The sequence below is a fragment of the Nonomuraea phyllanthi genome, from assembly GCF_006334985.2.
Classification (GTDB): Bacteria; Actinomycetota; Actinomycetes; order Streptosporangiales; family Streptosporangiaceae; genus Nonomuraea; species Nonomuraea phyllanthi.
The window spans coordinates 300,551-316,823 of record NZ_VDLX02000003.1 but is presented as its reverse complement, the minus strand read 5'-3'; the positions used below and the strand labels follow the sequence as shown (position 1 = coordinate 316,823).

The 16,273-nt window shown below is 71.2% G+C and carries 11 protein-coding genes; 3 read left to right on the top strand and 8 right to left on the bottom strand.

Annotated elements, in window-relative coordinates; translation table 11 throughout:
- Nucleotides 1–45: 45 nt before the first annotated feature.
- The 5 genes from FH608_RS10405 to FH608_RS51370 form a co-directional block, all read right to left on the bottom strand.
- Nucleotides 46–3,270: a discoidin domain-containing protein gene (locus FH608_RS10405; RefSeq protein ID WP_226899250.1), complete on the bottom strand. Its 3,225-nt coding sequence runs from the start codon at nt 3,268–3,270 to the stop codon at nt 46–48.
- The gene (locus FH608_RS10400) at nt 3,267–4,655 is read right to left on the bottom strand and encodes a glycoside hydrolase family 43 protein (RefSeq protein ID WP_139630209.1); all 1,389 of its coding nucleotides are present in this window, start codon (nt 4,653–4,655) and stop codon (nt 3,267–3,269) included. The genes FH608_RS10405 and FH608_RS10400 overlap by 4 nt, the downstream gene beginning before the upstream one ends.
- Before the next feature lie 266 nt (nt 4,656–4,921).
- Nucleotides 4,922–7,078: an elongation factor G gene (locus tag FH608_RS10395; protein ID WP_226899249.1), complete on the bottom strand. Its 2,157-nt coding sequence runs from the start codon at nt 7,076–7,078 to the stop codon at nt 4,922–4,924.
- A gap of 154 nt (nt 7,079–7,232) precedes the next feature.
- Complete coding sequence (locus FH608_RS10390) at nt 7,233–7,481, bottom strand: hypothetical protein (RefSeq protein WP_139630208.1); 249 nt, start codon at nt 7,479–7,481, stop codon at nt 7,233–7,235.
- Between the two features lie 179 nt (nt 7,482–7,660).
- Nucleotides 7,661–8,701, bottom strand: a complete 1,041-nt coding sequence (locus tag FH608_RS51370) for a hypothetical protein (RefSeq protein WP_193318335.1) — start codon at nt 8,699–8,701, stop codon at nt 7,661–7,663.
- Between the two features lie 333 nt (nt 8,702–9,034).
- On the opposite strand from FH608_RS51370, the gene FH608_RS10380 reads away from it, so the two are divergent.
- The gene (locus FH608_RS10380) at nt 9,035–11,017 is read left to right on the top strand and encodes an APC family permease (RefSeq protein ID WP_139630207.1); all 1,983 of its coding nucleotides are present in this window, start codon (nt 9,035–9,037) and stop codon (nt 11,015–11,017) included.
- 63 nt (nt 11,018–11,080) lie between these two features.
- Here FH608_RS10380 and FH608_RS10375 read toward each other — a convergent pair whose 3' ends face one another.
- Complete coding sequence (locus FH608_RS10375) at nt 11,081–11,533, bottom strand: hypothetical protein (RefSeq protein ID WP_226899247.1); 453 nt, start codon at nt 11,531–11,533, stop codon at nt 11,081–11,083.
- 172 nt (nt 11,534–11,705) lie between these two features.
- Here FH608_RS10375 and FH608_RS10370 point away from each other — a divergent pair, with 172 nt between their 5' ends.
- On the top strand, nt 11,706–12,275 hold the full coding sequence (locus FH608_RS10370; RefSeq protein ID WP_139630206.1) for a TetR/AcrR family transcriptional regulator: 570 nt from the start codon (nt 11,706–11,708) through the stop codon (nt 12,273–12,275).
- Nucleotides 12,276–12,288: 13 nt separating this feature from the next.
- Nucleotides 12,289–12,765 carry a nitroreductase family deazaflavin-dependent oxidoreductase gene (locus tag FH608_RS10365; RefSeq protein ID WP_139630205.1) on the top strand — a complete coding sequence of 159 codons (477 nt, stop codon included), beginning with the start codon at nt 12,289–12,291 and terminating at the stop codon, nt 12,763–12,765.
- A gap of 286 nt (nt 12,766–13,051) precedes the next feature.
- On the opposite strand, the gene FH608_RS10360 is transcribed toward FH608_RS10365, so the two are convergent.
- Together FH608_RS10360 and FH608_RS10355 are read right to left on the bottom strand one after the other, a co-directional pair.
- Complete coding sequence (locus FH608_RS10360; RefSeq protein ID WP_139630204.1) at nt 13,052–15,532, bottom strand: PEP/pyruvate-binding domain-containing protein; 2,481 nt, start codon at nt 15,530–15,532, stop codon at nt 13,052–13,054.
- Nucleotides 15,529–16,254 (bottom strand): TetR/AcrR family transcriptional regulator, encoded by a 726-nt coding sequence (locus FH608_RS10355; RefSeq protein ID WP_139630203.1) that lies wholly within the window; start codon nt 16,252–16,254, stop codon nt 15,529–15,531. The genes FH608_RS10360 and FH608_RS10355 overlap by 4 nt, the downstream gene beginning before the upstream one ends.
- Between the last annotated feature and the right edge of the window lie 19 nt (nt 16,255–16,273).

Below are 16,273 nucleotides of genomic sequence, written 5' to 3'. Positions count from 1 at the left end.
TGAGCGGCCGGGGGCGCGCCGCGCGGCGCGCCCCCGGCCCGGGCGTCAGGTTCCGTAGGCCCTGACCTCCAGGAGGCCGACGGAACTGCCGCCGTTCCCGTTGAGCACCACCCGCAGTCGCGTGGTGCTCGTGGCGGTGAAGGTCACCGCGTTGTAGGCGTTCTTGGTCAGCGTGTACGCCGACGCGCCCGGCACGTCCACGTACGCGCTGCCGTTCCAATACTGCAGCTTCCACGACGCCGGCATGTCGATGCCCTGGTCGTCGTCGAAGAAGTACACCTCGGCCCGGTTCAGCGTCCGCGCCGAGGACCAGGTCAGGTCCACCCACTGCTGCCCGGTCTCCGGCCAGCAGCCCCAGCGCGGGTTGACCGTGTCGTTGGACGACGGCGGGTCGATCCCGTCGTTGACCGCGGCCACGCTCTCCCACGGCGAGGTGTAGGACGCCGACGGCGTGGCCGACGACGCCAGGTTGTCAGGCGGCTGCACGCCGCCCCGGTTGTAGACCTTGATCTCGGTGAGCCCCGTCCTGGCGCCGGAGGCGGTGGCCAGCACCCGCACCCGCTGCGCGGTGATCGCGGGGAAGCGCACCAGGTTGTAGTTGGCCCGCGGCGCGGACGGCGTCCTCGCCTGGCTCGGCACGCTCACCCAGGAGCTGCCGTTGTGGTACTGGATGTCGTACGACGCGGGCGCGCGGTAGGTGCCGCTGGCCGGCCGGCTGTCCTTGAAGTAGAGCCGCACCTCGTTGAGCGTCCGCGCGGTGCCGAAGTTCAGCTCGTACCAGTCCTGGCCCGTGGAGGTGCCGCCCCAGAACGGCTCGTTGGTCGGGAACCCGTCCTTGGCGCCCGACGTGGAGCTGCCCGAGGCGGTGCTGGAGGCCGTCGCGGTGGCACCGGAGGCCAGGTTCGTCAGGTCGGCGGTCAGGTCGACGCCCGCCTTGGCCAGCATGTCGACCATGCGATCGCTGTCCTGCGTGACCTGCGTGGGCGACTTCAGCCCCGGCACGGCCACGTGGTACGTGACGCTCCCGCTGGTGGTGACGTTGCCGGTGGCCGGGTCCCAGGTGAACGGCACCAGCGACGACACCGTGGCCGCCCGGCTGCCGTTGACGTAGATGGAGTAGCCCTGGGGCACTCCGGGGTAGCGCACGACGCCGTCGTCCGGGTCGTCCCAGACGATGGTCAGGTCGGCGTCGCGGTAGCGCAGGTTGTTGACGGTGAAGTGGGACCAGCCGATGTCGATCGGCGAGAGCTCCACCTTGGCGTCGTCGCGCGGCCGCAGCCCGGCGACGTCCTCGATCACGGTCCAGTTGGAGCTGCCGAGGATGTTGTGGTGGATCCACGAGCGGTAGGTGATCGAGGAGCCGTTCCAGTCGGCCCAGAACTCGTTGGCGTCCGGCCACTGCGTGTTGCCGTTGACGTACTGCGCCCAGGCGTTCCAGTAGAGCAGCTTCTTGTACCAGGTCGCGTCGATCCACTCGTTGGGGTAGTTCCGCAGCACCGAGGAGAGCAGGCGGAACTGCACGGTGGAGTTGATCGTGGAGAAGTTGTTGCTGCCGGTGCCCGAGGCCGCCTTGTCGGCCTGGTTGGCGGTGTAGAAGGGGAAGATCGGGTACTGCGCCGGATCGTCGAAGAGACGCAGGGCCTGCTTGTACGTGGACGTGTTCGGGATCGCGCCGACGGCGAACGGGTAGTAGTTGTTGATCTCCTTCCACGGCACCCATTCGTTGGTGGACTTCAGCCGGTGCTCGAACAGCTGCCGGTTCGGGTTCCACAGCACGTCCACGATGGCGTTCTTGATCTGCGTGGCCAGCGTGCGCATCTCGTTGGCCTTGGCGGTGTTGCCGCTCGCCTCGTACGCCTGCGCGGCGGCCAGCGCCCCGCTGTACTGGTAGGCGGACTCGGCCCGGTCCATGCGCCCCGGCTTCCAGTGGAACGACACCGCGTCGGCGTCGTTGCCGGTCAGGGCGCCCCAGTCGTACTCGATGAGCTTGTTGTTGTCCGTGTCGTAGTAGGAGAGCTGGCCCTTGACGTCCTGCTCGGCGTAATGGGCCAGGTTCGCGGCGATGGCCGGCTGGCCGCCGTGGATCTGGTAGCTCTTCCAGGCCGCCTCGGCGATGTACTGCGTGTAGCTGTTCGACCAGTTTTCCGGATCGCCCGGGTTGTCGAGGAAGCGGCCGTTCTTGGAGATCTGGCCGACGCTCAGCCAGTCGCCGTAGGCGTAGATCGGGTCACGCAGGTACTTGAGGTCGTCGATGTGCATGGGCTGGGTCAGCGCGATCGCGTTGTTGTAGCCCAGAGCGCCCTCGACGGAGGTGGGGAACTGGAACGTCTGCCCGGGGATGTCCGCGTCGAGGTGGTTGAAGCGCATCAGCCACCAGCGGTAGTAGATGTTCTTCTTGATGGCCGGCTCGGGCACGTCGATGTAGGGGACGTTGTCGGCCCACCACTTGTTGTAGGCGCGCACGTGCGTGGCGAACGCGGTGGCCGGGCTGTAGCCGGCGTAGGCGTCGTACTCGGTGCGGGAGGCCGGGATCTCGTTCGTGACGAAGCCCATGACGACCTTCACGGTGACCGTCGCCCCGGCGCCGACCGTGACGGACCGGTTGAGGCCGCCGCTGGAGGCCGTGAACCCGTCGCCGGTGAGCCTCGGGTAGATCGTGGTGAGGTTGTTGTAGGCGTTCACCTGGCCGGTCAGCTCGTCGCCGCTGCCGGAGGTGGCGTACGGCGAGGTGACCCGCAGCTGCAGCGTGGTGGAGCCGGAGCCGCCGTTGGTGATGGCGAGGTTGGCCACGGCCACGTTGTTCTCGGTGATGAACTTCGTCTGGTTGATGGTGATCGAGCCGCTGGTGTGCCGGCTCTTCCAGTGGCTGGGCGCCTGCCAGCGCGAGCCGACCTGCTCGGTGAAGCTGCCGGGGCTGACCGAGACGGTAAAGGCGTTGTTGTTGCTGATGCTCTCCCAGTACGCCACCTGCCCCGCGAAGCCGAGCGTCCCCGGGTTGTGCGTCTTCATGAACAGCGCCCGCCCGCGCGACATGAGCCACGTGCCGGCCGGGTCGTTGCCCGAGCGGGCCAGCAGCCGGTCCATCCAGAAGTCGGTGCCGGAGCTCTCGGCGTCGTAGATGGCCCGCATCATGTCGCCGGTCGTGTACGACGCGGGAGGCGCCGGGACGGCGGGTCCGGAGAACGTGGGATAGCCGATGGTCTGGTCGGCGTGGGCGGGTAACGCCACCAGCCCCATGACGAGGAGCAGGGCGGCCAGGACGCGTTTCACGAGAAGGCCCTCCATTCGAGCACGCCGGTCGAGTAGCCGGACTTCGAGGTGATGGACAGACGCAGCCGGGTCGTGCTGACCGGGGTGAACGTCGTGGCGTTGAACCTGCCGGCCGCCGTGCCGCAGCCGGACTGGCCGGGCACGTCGACGTACGCGCCGCCGTTCCAGTACTGCACCCGGCACGAGGCCGGAAGGTCGATGCCGAGGTCGTCGTCGAACCAGTACACCTCGGACCTGGAGACCGTCTGCGCGCTCGGCCAGCGGTACTCGATCCACTCGGTGCCCTGGTGGTCCCAGTTGCCGTAGGCGCCGTGGCTGTGGTCGGCCGAGCTCGCCGGGGTGTAGCCGTCGTTGATCGCGGCGAGCGTCTCCCACGGCGAGACGTAGGAGGTGTACGGCGTCGCGCTCGTGGCCAGGTTGCCCGGCGTGGTGGGGCCGCCGGTCTGGACGACCTTCCGCATGGTGCCGTCGGCGTTGAAGGAGAGCTTGTCGATGGTCACCGAGCGGCGGAAGTCGCCCCCGCCGGGAGCCGCGGCGTTGTGGTAGACCATGTACCACTGGCCCTTGTACTCGATGATCGCCGGGTGGTTGGTGGTCGAGCTGACCTCGTCGAGCACGACACCGCGGTGCGTCCACGGGCCGAGCGGGTTGCTCGCGGTGGCGTAGCGGATGCAGGCGTGGCCGGGCGAGGAGCAGGCCGAGTCGTTGGCCGCGTAGGCGAGGTAGTAGACGCCGTCGCGCTTGAACATCCAGGGCGCCTCCCAGAAGTTCGACACGCCGCTCGGGGTGATGACCGAGCCCTGGGTGGAGGTCATGTCGGCGTTGAGCCTGACGGCGCGCAGGCCGTAGTAGGAGCCCCAGTACATGTAGACCTGGCCGTCGTCGTCGGTGAAGACGGTCGGGTCGATGTTGAGCGGCGAGGAGTTGGGGGTGCTGTCGCTGATCAGCGGCCCGCCCCTGGCGTCGTGGAACGGGCCGAGCGGGCTGTCGCCGACGGCCACGCCGATGTCCATCCAGCCGGGGCCGTTGCCGTTGACGGGGACGTACCAGTAGTACCTGCCGTCGGCGCCGCGCTCGACCTCGCCCGCCCAGGCGTCGGCGCCCGCCCAGGAGAAGTTCGAGATCGAGAGCTTGGCGCCCTGGTCGGTGAACGTGGTGGCGTCGGTGGAGGTGAAGACGTGCCAGTCGCGCATGACGAAGTTCGTGCCGCCAGGCGGGGCCTCGTCGTGGCCGGTGTAGAGGTACAGGGTGTCGCCCACGACCAGCGCGGCCGGGTCGGCCGTGTAGATCGCGGTGGTGATCGGCGCGCCCGCCAGTGCGGGCGCGGCGGTGCCGAGGATGAGCACGAGTGCCGCGGTGAGGGCCGCCGCCCAGCGTCGTCTCATGGGGGTCCGCTCCTTGCAGTCCGGCGGCGTCCTCTTGTTAGCGTTAACAGGCAGAGACGCCGCCTACCTAAAAGGTTTTCGGGACCGTAAACCGGCCGGGCGGGCCTGTCAATCGGCTACGGCGTCGGCTTACAACGCCTCCGACCTGCTTCTCTCCGGACACGCCCACGCTGATCAGCCCGTGAGTGTCTGATTACAGTTTGATCTCATCGAAAAGGATTTCGGAGGGCATGAAACGTTCATCACGCCCTCCGTCCCGTCCACGCCTAGACCCTGCGCACCACGTGCAGGAGGTACTCCTTCCTGTTGAGCGGGTTGTGGTCGGTGCGCGGCCGCTCCGGCGCCGGGCCGCGTACGGGCTGGTAGCGGTGGAACTCGTACTCCAGCACGCCCTCCCCGCGCGTCAGGCCGGGCAGCCGCAGCTCCAGCTCGCGCACCCGCGCCGCCGGGATCTCGCCCTCCACCAGGCCCGGCGTCCGGCTCCACGGGACCGCGCCCAGCCGGGCCAGCACGGGCAGCACCGGACCGAGCGCGTCGGCGGGCAGCTCCAGCCGGAAGCGGTGCATCGGCTCGAACACCCTGGTCCCGGCCCGCCGCAGCGCGCTCATCAGGACCAGCGGGGTGAGGTTGCGGAAGTCGCCGGCCGTGCTCGACATGCTCTTGTCGAACACGCCGCCCGAGTGGCTCTGCCTGGCGAAGTACCCCGAATGGGTCAGCGTGACCGCGCAGTCCTCGACCTGCCAGCCGTACAGGCCCTGTCCGAGCGTCTCGCGCACGGTCTCCTCGATGGTCCGCATGAACGCGTACGGCAGCGAGCCCAGCTCCACCTCCAGCCGGAACTCCGTCCCGCCGCCCGCCGGGCCCGGCTCGACGCGCAGGCCCACGGTCGCGAGGAACGGGTTGGGATCCTTGGCGATCAGCTCGAACGCCGCGCCCGTGCCGATGGGGCGCTCGACGTAGATCGTGGTGGTCTCGCGGAAGGTGACGTCGAGGCCGAAGTCGTTCATGAGCGTGTCCTGGACGACCTCCTTCTGCACCTCGCCGTAGAGGGAGACCGAGACCTCCTGCCGCAGGTCGTCCTGGCGCAGGCCGATCAGCGGGTCCTGCTCGGCGAGCTGGGCGAGCGCCAGGTGCAGCGCGCCCTTGTCGGAGGGGCGGCGCGGCACCACGACCGTCTCCAGAGTCGGCGGCGCGAAGTGCCCGCCCGACCCGGCCCGGCCGGCCCGGCCGACGCTGCCACCGGACCGCCCGCCGGCCCGGACGATGTCGGGGCCGGGGGGCCCTTCGGCCCGGACGATGTCGGCGTCGGACCGCCCTCCGGACCGGGCGATGGCGCCGCCTGGCCGAGCGGTGGTGCCGCCGGGCGGGGCGATGGTGTCGCCGATGCGGACGTCGGTCAGGCCCCAGATCCGGGCGATCCGGCCCGCGACGACCTGCGGCGCGCGTACCGCCGTGCCCCTCTCGAACACGCTGATCGCCGTGACCTTCCCCTCGCGGCCCTCGCGGCCCTCGCGGCCCTCGCGGCCGTCGCGGCCGTCGCGGCCGTCGCCGAAGCCCAGGCTCTCGCGGGTGCGCAGCGTGCCGGAGAACATCCGCACGTACGCGATCTTCTCCCCCGCCTGGCCGCGCTCGACCTTGAAGACGGTCCCCGAGACCGGCCCGTCCGGGTCACCCTGGGCGGACGGGAGCAGCCGCTCGATCCCGGCCATGAGCGCGTCCACGCCCGCCCCGGTGATCGCCGAGCCGAAGAACACCGGGTGCGCCAGCGACCGGCCCGTCTGCGCCACCAGCTCGGCGCGGATCCGGGGGTACGGGATCTCGTCGCCGGCCACGTACGCGGCCAGCAGCTCGTCATCGTGCTCGGCCAGCACGTCCAGGAGCTTCTCGGCGAAGCCGGGCTCGCCGTCGAACGGCCGGAAGTCGGCGGTGCTCGTGCCGAGCCCGGTGGTGGACCCCATGGCGACGGGGGCAACGGGCAACTTCGCCGACATCTCCCGCAATATCCCGTCATAGCGGGCGCCACTGCGGTCGATCTTGTTCACGAAGACGAGGGTGGGGATGCCGAGCCGCCGCAACGTGCGCATGAGCACGCGGGTCTGGGCCTGTACGCCCTCCACGGCCGAGACGACCAGCACGGCTCCGTCGAGCACGCCGAGCACCCGCTCGACCTCGGCGATGAAGTCGGGATGGCCGGGCGTGTCGATCAGGTTGACCGTCGTCTCCCCGATGACGAACGACACCACCGCCGACTTGATCGTGATGCCGCGCCGGCGCTCCAGGGCCAGCGAGTCGGTCTGGGTGTTACCGTCATCGACGCTGCCGACCTCGTCGATGACCCCGGCGGCATAGAGGAGCCGCTCGGTCAGGCTGGTCTTACCCGCGTCTACATGAGCCAGAATTCCCAAGTTGAGCGTGCGCAACAAACGTCATGTCCTTTGGTTGACCGTCTCTTCCTTCCTGCTGGGACATGAACGTCGTTCGCATTCCTTGCTCCTCTGGTCGCCCAAATCTCCCGGCCAGCACACCAGAGCGCCGCCATGGCGGGCAACCGATTTTGCGGCGTGCCGGTCGCGTGGCTCAGTCGTCGCCGGGAAGGGTGAGCCTGGACTCGAGCGCGTAGTGGACCTGGACCTGCCGGTAGGTCACGCCCTTCGCCACGCGGTCCGGCAGGTTGACCCGGTCGCTGCCGGACCGGGACTCGTGGCCGGGATGGCCGTCGAACCCGACGTGCGTCCTGGGCTCCTCCCCGAAGCACATCTCATCGGCCCGCACGGTGGCGGTCAGCTCGATGTCGACCGGCTCAGGAGGCACCGATTCGTGGGCCATCGGTTCAGGGGCCATCGGTTCAGGGGCCATCGGTTCGTCGGGCGCCGGCTTGGGAGGAGCCGTCTTGCGAGACGGCGGCTTGCGAGCCGTGGACTTACGATGCGTCGACTCACCGGGTGCTGTCTCACGGCGCGCCTCTTCCTGAGCCGCCGGGTCTCGGGGCGCTGGGCTGCGGGCGCTCATCGGGGGCTGTCCGATCGGCGCACCGGGCGCTTCGGCCGGTCGTAACGGTCCTCTTCGGTGCGGCGCCGGACCGGCCTGCCCTCTCGCTCGCCCCGCTCGGCCCGTTCCGCCCGCTCGCCGCCCTCGCCGCGCCCAGCTCGCTCGCCCCGTTCCGCCCGCTCGCCACGCTCGGGTCGTTCGGCTCGTCCCGTCGTCCTCTTCGGCACGCGCTCGGGTTCCCTTCTCCGCACGCGCTCGGGTGCCTCCTCAGCACCGCCTGCCGTGCGCCGGGCCGTACCCCGGACTGCGCCACCGGCGGCGCCCGCCGTCTCCCCCACTTCCTCGCCGACGTCCTCCATGACCTCACCGGCCCCCTCGCCGACATCGCCCACGGCCCGGCCGGTCTCCTCGCCGACATCGCCCACAGCCTGCCCGGCCTCTTCGCCGACGTCCTCCACAGCCCGACCGGCCCCCGCGCCGACATCCTGCACGACCTGACCGGCCCCCGCGCCGACGTCCTCCACGGCCCGGCCGGTTCCCTTCCCGAGTTCGCGGGCCGCCGCTCCTGTCCCGCGACCCACTTCACCCACGGCCTCCCCCGTGCCATGGCCGAGGTCCTCCACCGCTCGTCCGGCGCCCCTGCCGAGGTCCTGGACGGCGCCCTCGGCGCCCGCGCCGACCCGTTCCACGGCTTCCCCGGTGCCCCGGCCGATGTCGCCGACCGCCTGGCCGGCGCCGCTTCCGACGTCGCGGAGGGTGGACTCCAGGCCGCGCGTCACGTGCTCGAGTATCTGCGGGTTCCGGTCGATGGTCCTCAGCACCCGGTCGAGGATCAGAGCGACGTTGTGGAGCCGTACCTTGAGCTGCGCCTGTGCCTCGACCCCTTTGATGTCCAGGGCCACGCGCCCGAGCACCACGTCGGCGCCGACGTTGAGCCGGAGCAGGTCGAGCACCTCGGCGCTCAGCGACACCCGCGCCCGCAGGTCGTTCACCTCCAGGTGGATCTCGTCCACCTTGACGATGGGAACGTCCAGGTAGACGTCCGGCTCGGAGCTCAACGGCTCCTGGCTCAGCGCCGCCTCGTCATGCTGTTCCGGTGCCGGCGACGGGCGCCGCTCCGGCGACGGGTGCTGCTCCGGCGACGGGTTCCGCTCCTGTCGGCCGGAGGTCCGGCCGCCGTTCTTGTCGTCTCGGTTCCGGTACCGGTATCGACGGGATTTCTTCCATATGCGGTCGGGCATGAGAGTGCCTCGGTTTCCGTCCGGATCCCTTCCTCACAGGATAGTGAAACCGCCCAAAACACTATAAAAGGGATCGCCAAGGGGGGTCGCGGGCTCAGCTGCACAGACCCTCTAGGGTGGTGCCCGTTCTCGAGGAGAGAGGATGGGCCCGTGAGCGGTAGCGGTGGGCTCGCGATCCCGGCGTCCGTGGACAGCCCCACCCGTCCGGTGCCTCCGTCCAACGCCCTGGCGCGCTGGCTGCTGCGGCTGCGGGTGCAGCCGACCGGGCCGGAGACGACGGAGGCGGACGCCGAGCCGCAGCCGTGGTGGAAGGTCATGTGCCTGACCGGCGTCGACTACTTCTCGACGCTGGCCTACCTGCCCGGCATCGCCGCGCTGGCGGCCGGCGCGCTGTCTCCGCTGGCCACGCTGCTCATCGTCGCGCTGACGCTGCTCGGCATGCTGCCGATGTACCGGCGGGTGGCCAGGGAGAGCCCGCACGGGCAGGGGTCCGTGGCGATGCTGGAGCGGCTGCTGCCGTTCTGGTGGGGCAAGCTGTTCGTCCTCGTGCTGCTGGGGTTCGTGGCGACGTCCTGGATCATCACGATCACCCTCTCGGGCGCGGACGCGTCCGTGCACGTCGTCGAGAACCCGTACTTCCCGGCCTTCCTGCACGGCCACGAGGTGCTCCTGACCGTGGTGCTGCTGCTGGTGCTGGGCGGGGTGTTCCTGCTCGGCTTCAGGGAGGCGGTCGGCGTGGCGGTCCCGCTCGTCGCGGTCTTCCTGATCCTGAACGCGGTCGTCGTCGCCGTCGGGCTGGCGGACGTCGTCTCGTCCCCGGAGGCGTGGTCCCGGTGGACGGAGGCGCTGACAAGCGGGACGGGCGGGTTCACCGGCGTCCTCGGGCCGGCGGTCCTGGCGTTCCCGCTGCTGGTGCTGGGACTGTCGGGGTTCGAGACGGGCGTCAGCATGATGCCGCTGGTGGCCGCCCGGGGCGAGACCCGCGAGCTGCGGCTGGCCGCGCGCATCGCCAACACGCGCAAGCTGCTGACCTCCGCCGCGCTGATCATGAGCGGCTACCTGATCGCGACCAGCTTCGTGACCACGGTGCTCATCCCGGCTGAGGAGTTCAGGCCGGGCGGCGCGGCCAACGGCAGGGCGCTGGCCTACCTCGCGCACGTCCGGCTCGGCGAGGTGTTCGGCACGGCGTACGACATCAGCACGATCCTCATCCTGTGGTTCGCCGGGGCGTCGGCGATGGCCGGCCTGATCAACATCGTGCCGCGCTACCTGCCCGCCTACGGCATGGCGCCCGACTGGGGCCGCGCGGTGCGGCCCGTGGTGCTGGTCTACACGGGCATCTCCGTCGCGCTCACCATCGCCTTCGACGCCGACGTGAACGCCCAGGCAGGCGCGTACGCCACCGGCATCCTCGCCATGATGGTCTCGGGCGCGGTCGCGGTGACGATCGCGTCGCTGCGCGCGGGCCGGGCGCCTGCTGCCACCGGCTTCTCCGTGCTCACCGTGGTGCTGCTCTACGCGCTGGTGGAGAACATCAGGGAGAAACCGGACGGCATCGCCATCTCCGGCCTGTTCATCCTGGGCATCGTGGTCATCTCGCTGATCTCCCGCGTCTCCCGTACGACCGAACTGCGGGCCGACCGGATCGAGTTCGACGAGGCGGCGCGCCGGTTCGTCACCGACTCCATCGCGTTCGACGGCGCGCTCAACATCATCGCCAACCGCCGCCAGGCCGGCGACCAGGCCGAGTACGCCGCCAAGGAGGCCGAGCAGCGCGGCACGAACCCGGTTCCCGGGCGGGCCGACGTGCTCTTCCTGGAGGTCTCGGTCATCGACCCGTCCGAGTTCAGCAACGTGCTGCGCGTGAGCGGCGTGTCGGTGGGAGGCCATCGCGTGCTGCGCGCGGAGAGCCCGGCCGTGCCCAACGCCATCGCCGCCATCCTGCTGGCCCTGCGCGACGCCACCGGGGTCCGGCCGCACTGCTACTTCGCGTGGGCGGAGGGCTCGCCGCTCGTGCACCTGTTCCGCTACCTCATCCTGGGGCGCGGCGACACGGCGCCGGTCACGCGCGAGATCATCCGCCAGAGCGAGCCCGACCCGGCGCGGCGGCCGGGCATCCACGTCGGCGGCTGACCCGGGACGTCGCCTCGCGCCATACCCGACGGCCGGCCGTGCGGGTCCTCTCGGGCCGGGGTGTCAGGTGCGCGAGGCGAGCCGGGCGCGTACGGAATCGACGGTGACACCGCCGGCCGGATCGCGCATGAGCTTGCCGCGTACGGTCAGATCGTGCACGCCCTGGCGGGTGATGCCGAGCACGGCCGCCGCCACGGACAGCGGCACGGCCGACGCGGACGGATGGCCCGCCCTCCTGAAGACGGCCCGCCCGAACGGCGTGCCCCACCACGCGACCGGCGGGTCGAACGGCGTGTCGCTCGGGTAGAGCGCGCGCACCAAACGGACCGCGGTGAACGCGGCGGCCTGGTCGTCCTCGCCCAGCAGGCTCTCGGCCCACTGCCGCGCGTACACGTCCAGCCGCTCGCGCAGCTCCGCCCCCGTCCCGAACAGGATGTCGAGCGGGTCGAGCAGGCGCGCGCCGACGACCCGCTTGAGGTCCTCGACGAGGTCGGTGAGATGCGTCCTGGTGTTCAACGGTGCTCCTCGCGACTGCTTGACGTTCGGCATCAAGCGCTTGACCTGGTACGTCAAGCACTCGGCTGCCTCCCCCCGTTCACGTGCCCAGCCGCGATGCCCGGTCACGAGCACGAGGTGGTGTACTATTTGGACAGTTGCCCAAGTCGATCGTCCAGAAAGGCTGCCGGCCATGGCACATGCCTCCGCCCAGCGCGGGAAGGCGACCAGACAGCGGCTGCTCGACGCAGCCGTGGCCCTCGTGTCCGAGGTCGGTTGGGGCGGCGTCAGCACGCGGCTGGTCGCCGAGCGGGCCGGGGTGGCGCCCGGTGTCGTGCACTACCACTTCCCCTCCGTGACCGACCTGCTCGTCGCCGCCGGGCTCGGCTTCACCGGCGACCTGCTCGACGGCTTCGCCGCGGAGCTGGCCGCGCGGGCCGAGATCGGCGAGGGCGTCGACTGGATGCTCGGCGAGCTGTCCCGCTACAGCGGCACGGACCCGGCGTCGCTGCTGGTCGTCGAGATGTTCCTGGCCTCGACGCGGGTGCCCGAGCTGCGCGTGCGGCTGCGGGAGCAGCTCGTCACGTTCCGGGCGCGGGTGGCGTCGTGGCTGACGGAGCGGGGCTACCGGGGCGAGGACGCGCTGGGGGCGGCCACGATGCTGGCGGCGTCTGTCGACGGCATGCTGCTCCACCGCGCGCTCGACCCCGACTTCGACCTGGCGGCGATGGCCGGGCCACTGCGGACCATGCTCGGACTCTGAAAGGACCGACCCCGTGGAGATCATCAAGAAGCCCGATCCGCCCACCGGGATCAGCCGGCTGCTCTGGCGGCTGCCCATCCACCTCTACCGCGTGGGCCTCGGCAGGCTGATGGGCAGCCGTGTCATGCTGCTCAACCACGTCGGCCGCGTCTCCGGCAAGCCGCGCCAGGCCGTCATCGAGGTCGTCGAGCGCACCGCGCGCGGCTACATCGCGGCCTCCGGCTTCGGCAGGCGCGCCGACTGGTACCAGAACGTCATGAAGACCCCCGAGGTCACCATCCAGGTCGGAGGCCGGACCGTGCAGGTGACGGCCGTGCCGCTGGAGAGCGAGGAGGGCGCCGAGCTCATGGCCCGCTACGCGCCGCGCCACCCGGCCGCCGCCCGCCGGCTCTGCAAGATCATGGGCTTCGGGGTGGACGGCAGCCTGGCGGACTACCGCGAGGTGGGCCTGCGCATACCGTTCGTGCTCTTCACTCCCACCGGCCACTGAGCCGGTCGAGGCCGGCCCGCCGGATCGGGCTCGACCGCGCCGCCGACAGGGCCGTTGAGAGGGCCGTTCACCGAGCCGTTCACCGGGCCGGGCATCGAGCCGTTCACCGGGCCGGGCATCGGGCCGGGCGGCTCGATGTCACCGCGGTCCAGGGCCAGTTTGGCGATCCTGAAGCGGGCGCAGCGCGCTTCGAGCTCGCGTTCGTTCTCCGAAGTCCACCATTCGATCATGGACATCAAGGTCATCGCACGCCACCCGGCGAGGCGATCGACTTGGCGGAGTCTTTTCACCGAAGCAACTCGACCGTGCCCCGCTCGCCGTCCACCCTGATCCGGTCGCCGTCATGCAGCCGCATGGTCGCGTTGCCGGTGCCGACCACGGCCGGGATGCCGAGCTCGCGCGCCACGATGGAGGCGTGCGAGAGCGGGGCGCCCATGTCGGTCACCACGGCGGCGGCGCGCGGGAACATCGGGGTCCAGCCGACGTTCGTCAGCGTCGTGACCAGGATCTCGCCCTCCTGGAGGCGGTCGCCGTCCTCCGGTCCGCCGATCACGCGGACGGTGCCCTCCACGACGCCGGGCGCGCCGGGGAAGCCGGTCACGGTGTCGGAGAGCGGGACCGTGGTTCCCCGGGCGTCGTACAGGTCGGCCCGCCGGCCGGGGTCGGCGGCCCAGCGCACGGGGTCGAAGCGGCCGACGATCAGCGTGGGGTAGGGCGGCAGCGCGGCGTACTGCTCGTAGGTGGCCCGCCGCACCGGCACCCGCTCCAGCGCGGACGGATCGCCGCGCAGCAGGTCGAGCAGCTCGTCGTGGTGGAGGTGGAACAGGTCGCCGCCGTGGCCGGTGAGCTCTCCCGCGCGCTGGACGTACGCCCGCAGGACCCAGAAGACGCGGATGTTCTCCGAGCGGGCGGACTCGCGGTCGCGCACGACCGCGTTCCACCGCCGGACCCTGTCCCGCATCGTGGCCTCCTTGCCCGGGTAGCGCTCGGCGAAGCGCACCCAGGCTGCCTCCCTGGCTTTCTCCTGCCGCGCCAGCAGCGCCTCGGTGCCGGCCGTCAGGTCGCGCAGGCCGGCGAGCTGGGCGTCGATCCAGCCGGGGTCCTCGCCGGGGCGCGGGATCGACACCTCGAACTCGTGGGGGCCGCGATGCCCGTACGCGCGGGCGAACTCGTCGCGGGTGATCTCGCCACGGGCGAGCCTGGACAGGCCCATGAGCAGGCCCATGCTGGCCAGCTCGCCGTCGGCGTTGACGCCGGTGAGCATGGCCTCGGCGTCCACGGGGCCCATCAACTTGCGCAGCTTGTCGCGGGTCCACACCAGGGTCGCGCCGCCCTGCCGGCCGGCGGCCTCCAGCATGCGGGACGAGGTGACCATGTGGGGCTCGATCTCGCGCTCGTACAGGGCGGCCAGCTCGGGGCCGGAGCCGGTGGCGGCGATCGCGGCGTGCAGTTCCTCGCAGCGGCGCCGCGCGGTGGCCAGGAACGCGTGCATGTCCTTGAGGTTTCGGCGCACGCGGCGCTGGATGCCGATCGCCATGGGCAGGGTCCGCTTGATGATCTCCCAGCGTGACACCGGCAGCATCGGGACGTCGAGCCCCGGCGGCAGCTTGCCGAAGACCTGGTCGACCGCGCTGAGCCTGCCGCGCATGCCCATGGCCACGGCGATGGAGTGGACGACGCTGAGGTTCATGTAGAACCGGCCGCCGATGTTGCCCACGAGGTCGAACCCGGGCAGGGCGGCCGCCGACATGGCCTCGTTGATGAACAGGCGCACGAACGACCACGTCATCGGCGTCATCACGTCGGGGATGGCCTCGCCCAGGTTGCCGCCGGTCCACAGGTAGTCGCCCTTGAGGCTGTCGTTCCACTCCTCGACCTGCGCCTTGAGGCCGGTGATCGGGCGGGCCTGCAGCACGGCGAACGCGCCGTCGTGCCTGGCCCACTCCACGTCCATCGGCACGCCGTACAGCTCCCGCACCCGGGCGCCGATCGCGGCCAGCTCCACCGCCTGCGCCTCGTCCAGCACGGGCGCGCGGCGCAGCTCGTCGGGGACGGGCCGCTCCTCGGTGCCAGTGGGGGTGCGTACGGTCATGACCGTCTTGTCGCCCGTCTGGGAGCGGATGACCGCGCCGCCCGAGACCACGACCGTGTCCGGGGTGACCTGGCCGCCGACCACCGCCTCGCCCAGCCCCCAGGCGGCGTTGACGACCGTCTGGTCGCGAGCGCCGGTGACCGGATCGGCGGTGAACATGACGCCGGCCGCGTCCGCGTCCACCAACTCCTGCACCACCACCGCCAGCGCCACGCCGTCGTGCGGCACGCCGTTCCGCTCGCGGTAGGCGATGGCGCGGGCGTTCCACAGCGAGGCCCAGCAGCGCCTGACCGCGTCGAGCAGGCCGTCGCCCCGCACGTTGAGGTAGGTGTCCTGCTGCCCGGCGAACGACATCTCCGGCAGGTCCTCGGCGGTCGCCGACGAGCGTACCGCCACCGCGACCTCCTCGCCGAGCGCCCGGTAGGCCCGCAGGATCTCCTCGGCGACGGCCCCGGGCATTTCGTGGCGGGCGAACAGCTCCGCCGTGCGCTCGGGATCGCCCGCGTCGATCTCGCCGCGGAAGGCCGCCACGAAGGCGCGGTACGCCTCGGTCGTGACGTGGAACCCGCCCGGCACCGGCAGCCCCGCCCGGACGAGCCGGGCCAGCGAGGCGCCCTTGCCGCCCACGGTGTCCAGATCGGCCGCGGCGTCGTCGAGAGGCAGCACCAGTTTCACCGCACACGCTCCTTCGCGGTACCCAGGGAGACCGCGAGCTTGCCGCGGGCGACCTCCTCCATGGCGTCGAGGAAGTCCAGGGTCGCCCGCGCCACGGCCCGCGCGTCCTCCGCCGGCAGCGAGCGGCCCGTGCTCATGGCCCGCTCCACCGTGTCGGCCACCAGCTCGGCGATCCGGTCGTCGGACAGGCGGGCCTCGTCGGGCAGCATGTCGGGCAGGTGGACGAACCCGTACACGATGGAAGTGATCACCATCACGTGGTCGCCCGGCTCCTCGCGCACGGCGCCGTGCTTGATCAGCCGCCCGATGTAGTCGCCGAAGGCGCCGCCCAGCTCCAGCCCGGTCGTGCTGTGCCGCTTCATGCGGGTGAGCTTGCCGAGCACCTCGGAGTCGCCGAGCAGGACCGCGCGCAGCAGCGGCCGGCGCAGCGCCGTGCCGGCGAACCGCCCGAACAGCTCGCTCACCGTGGCCGGCGCGCCCGCCCGGATCTCCTCGAGCAGGAGGACGCGCTCGCGGCGCAGCAGCGCGGCGAACAGCTCGTCACGCGTCTTCCAGTGCAGGTAGATGGTGCCCTTGGCGACCCCCGCCCGCTTGGCCACGTCGTCGATCGTGGTCTTGTCGTAGCCCCACCGCAGGATCAGCTCCGCGGCGGCATCGAGGATCTCGTGCGCCCGCTCCAGCCTGCGCGCCGGGTCCTGCGGCGGCCGTCCGGCCCTGGCCATCCCGTCTCACCTCATTTGT

What these genes read in the sequence shown, in the direction of transcription:
- FH608_RS10400 (WP_139630209.1), bottom strand. Translation starts at nt 4,655, where the DNA reads ATGAGACGACGCTGGGCGGCGGCCCTCACCGCGGCACTCGTGCTCATC.
- FH608_RS10355 (WP_139630203.1), bottom strand. Translation starts at nt 16,254, where the DNA reads ATGGCCAGGGCCGGACGGCCGCCGCAGGACCCGGCGCGCAGGCTGGAG.
- FH608_RS10370 (WP_139630206.1), top strand. Translation starts at nt 11,706, where the DNA reads ATGGCACATGCCTCCGCCCAGCGCGGGAAGGCGACCAGACAGCGGCTG.
- FH608_RS10390 (WP_139630208.1), bottom strand. Translation starts at nt 7,481, where the DNA reads ATGGCCCACGAATCGGTGCCTCCTGAGCCGGTCGACATCGAGCTGACC.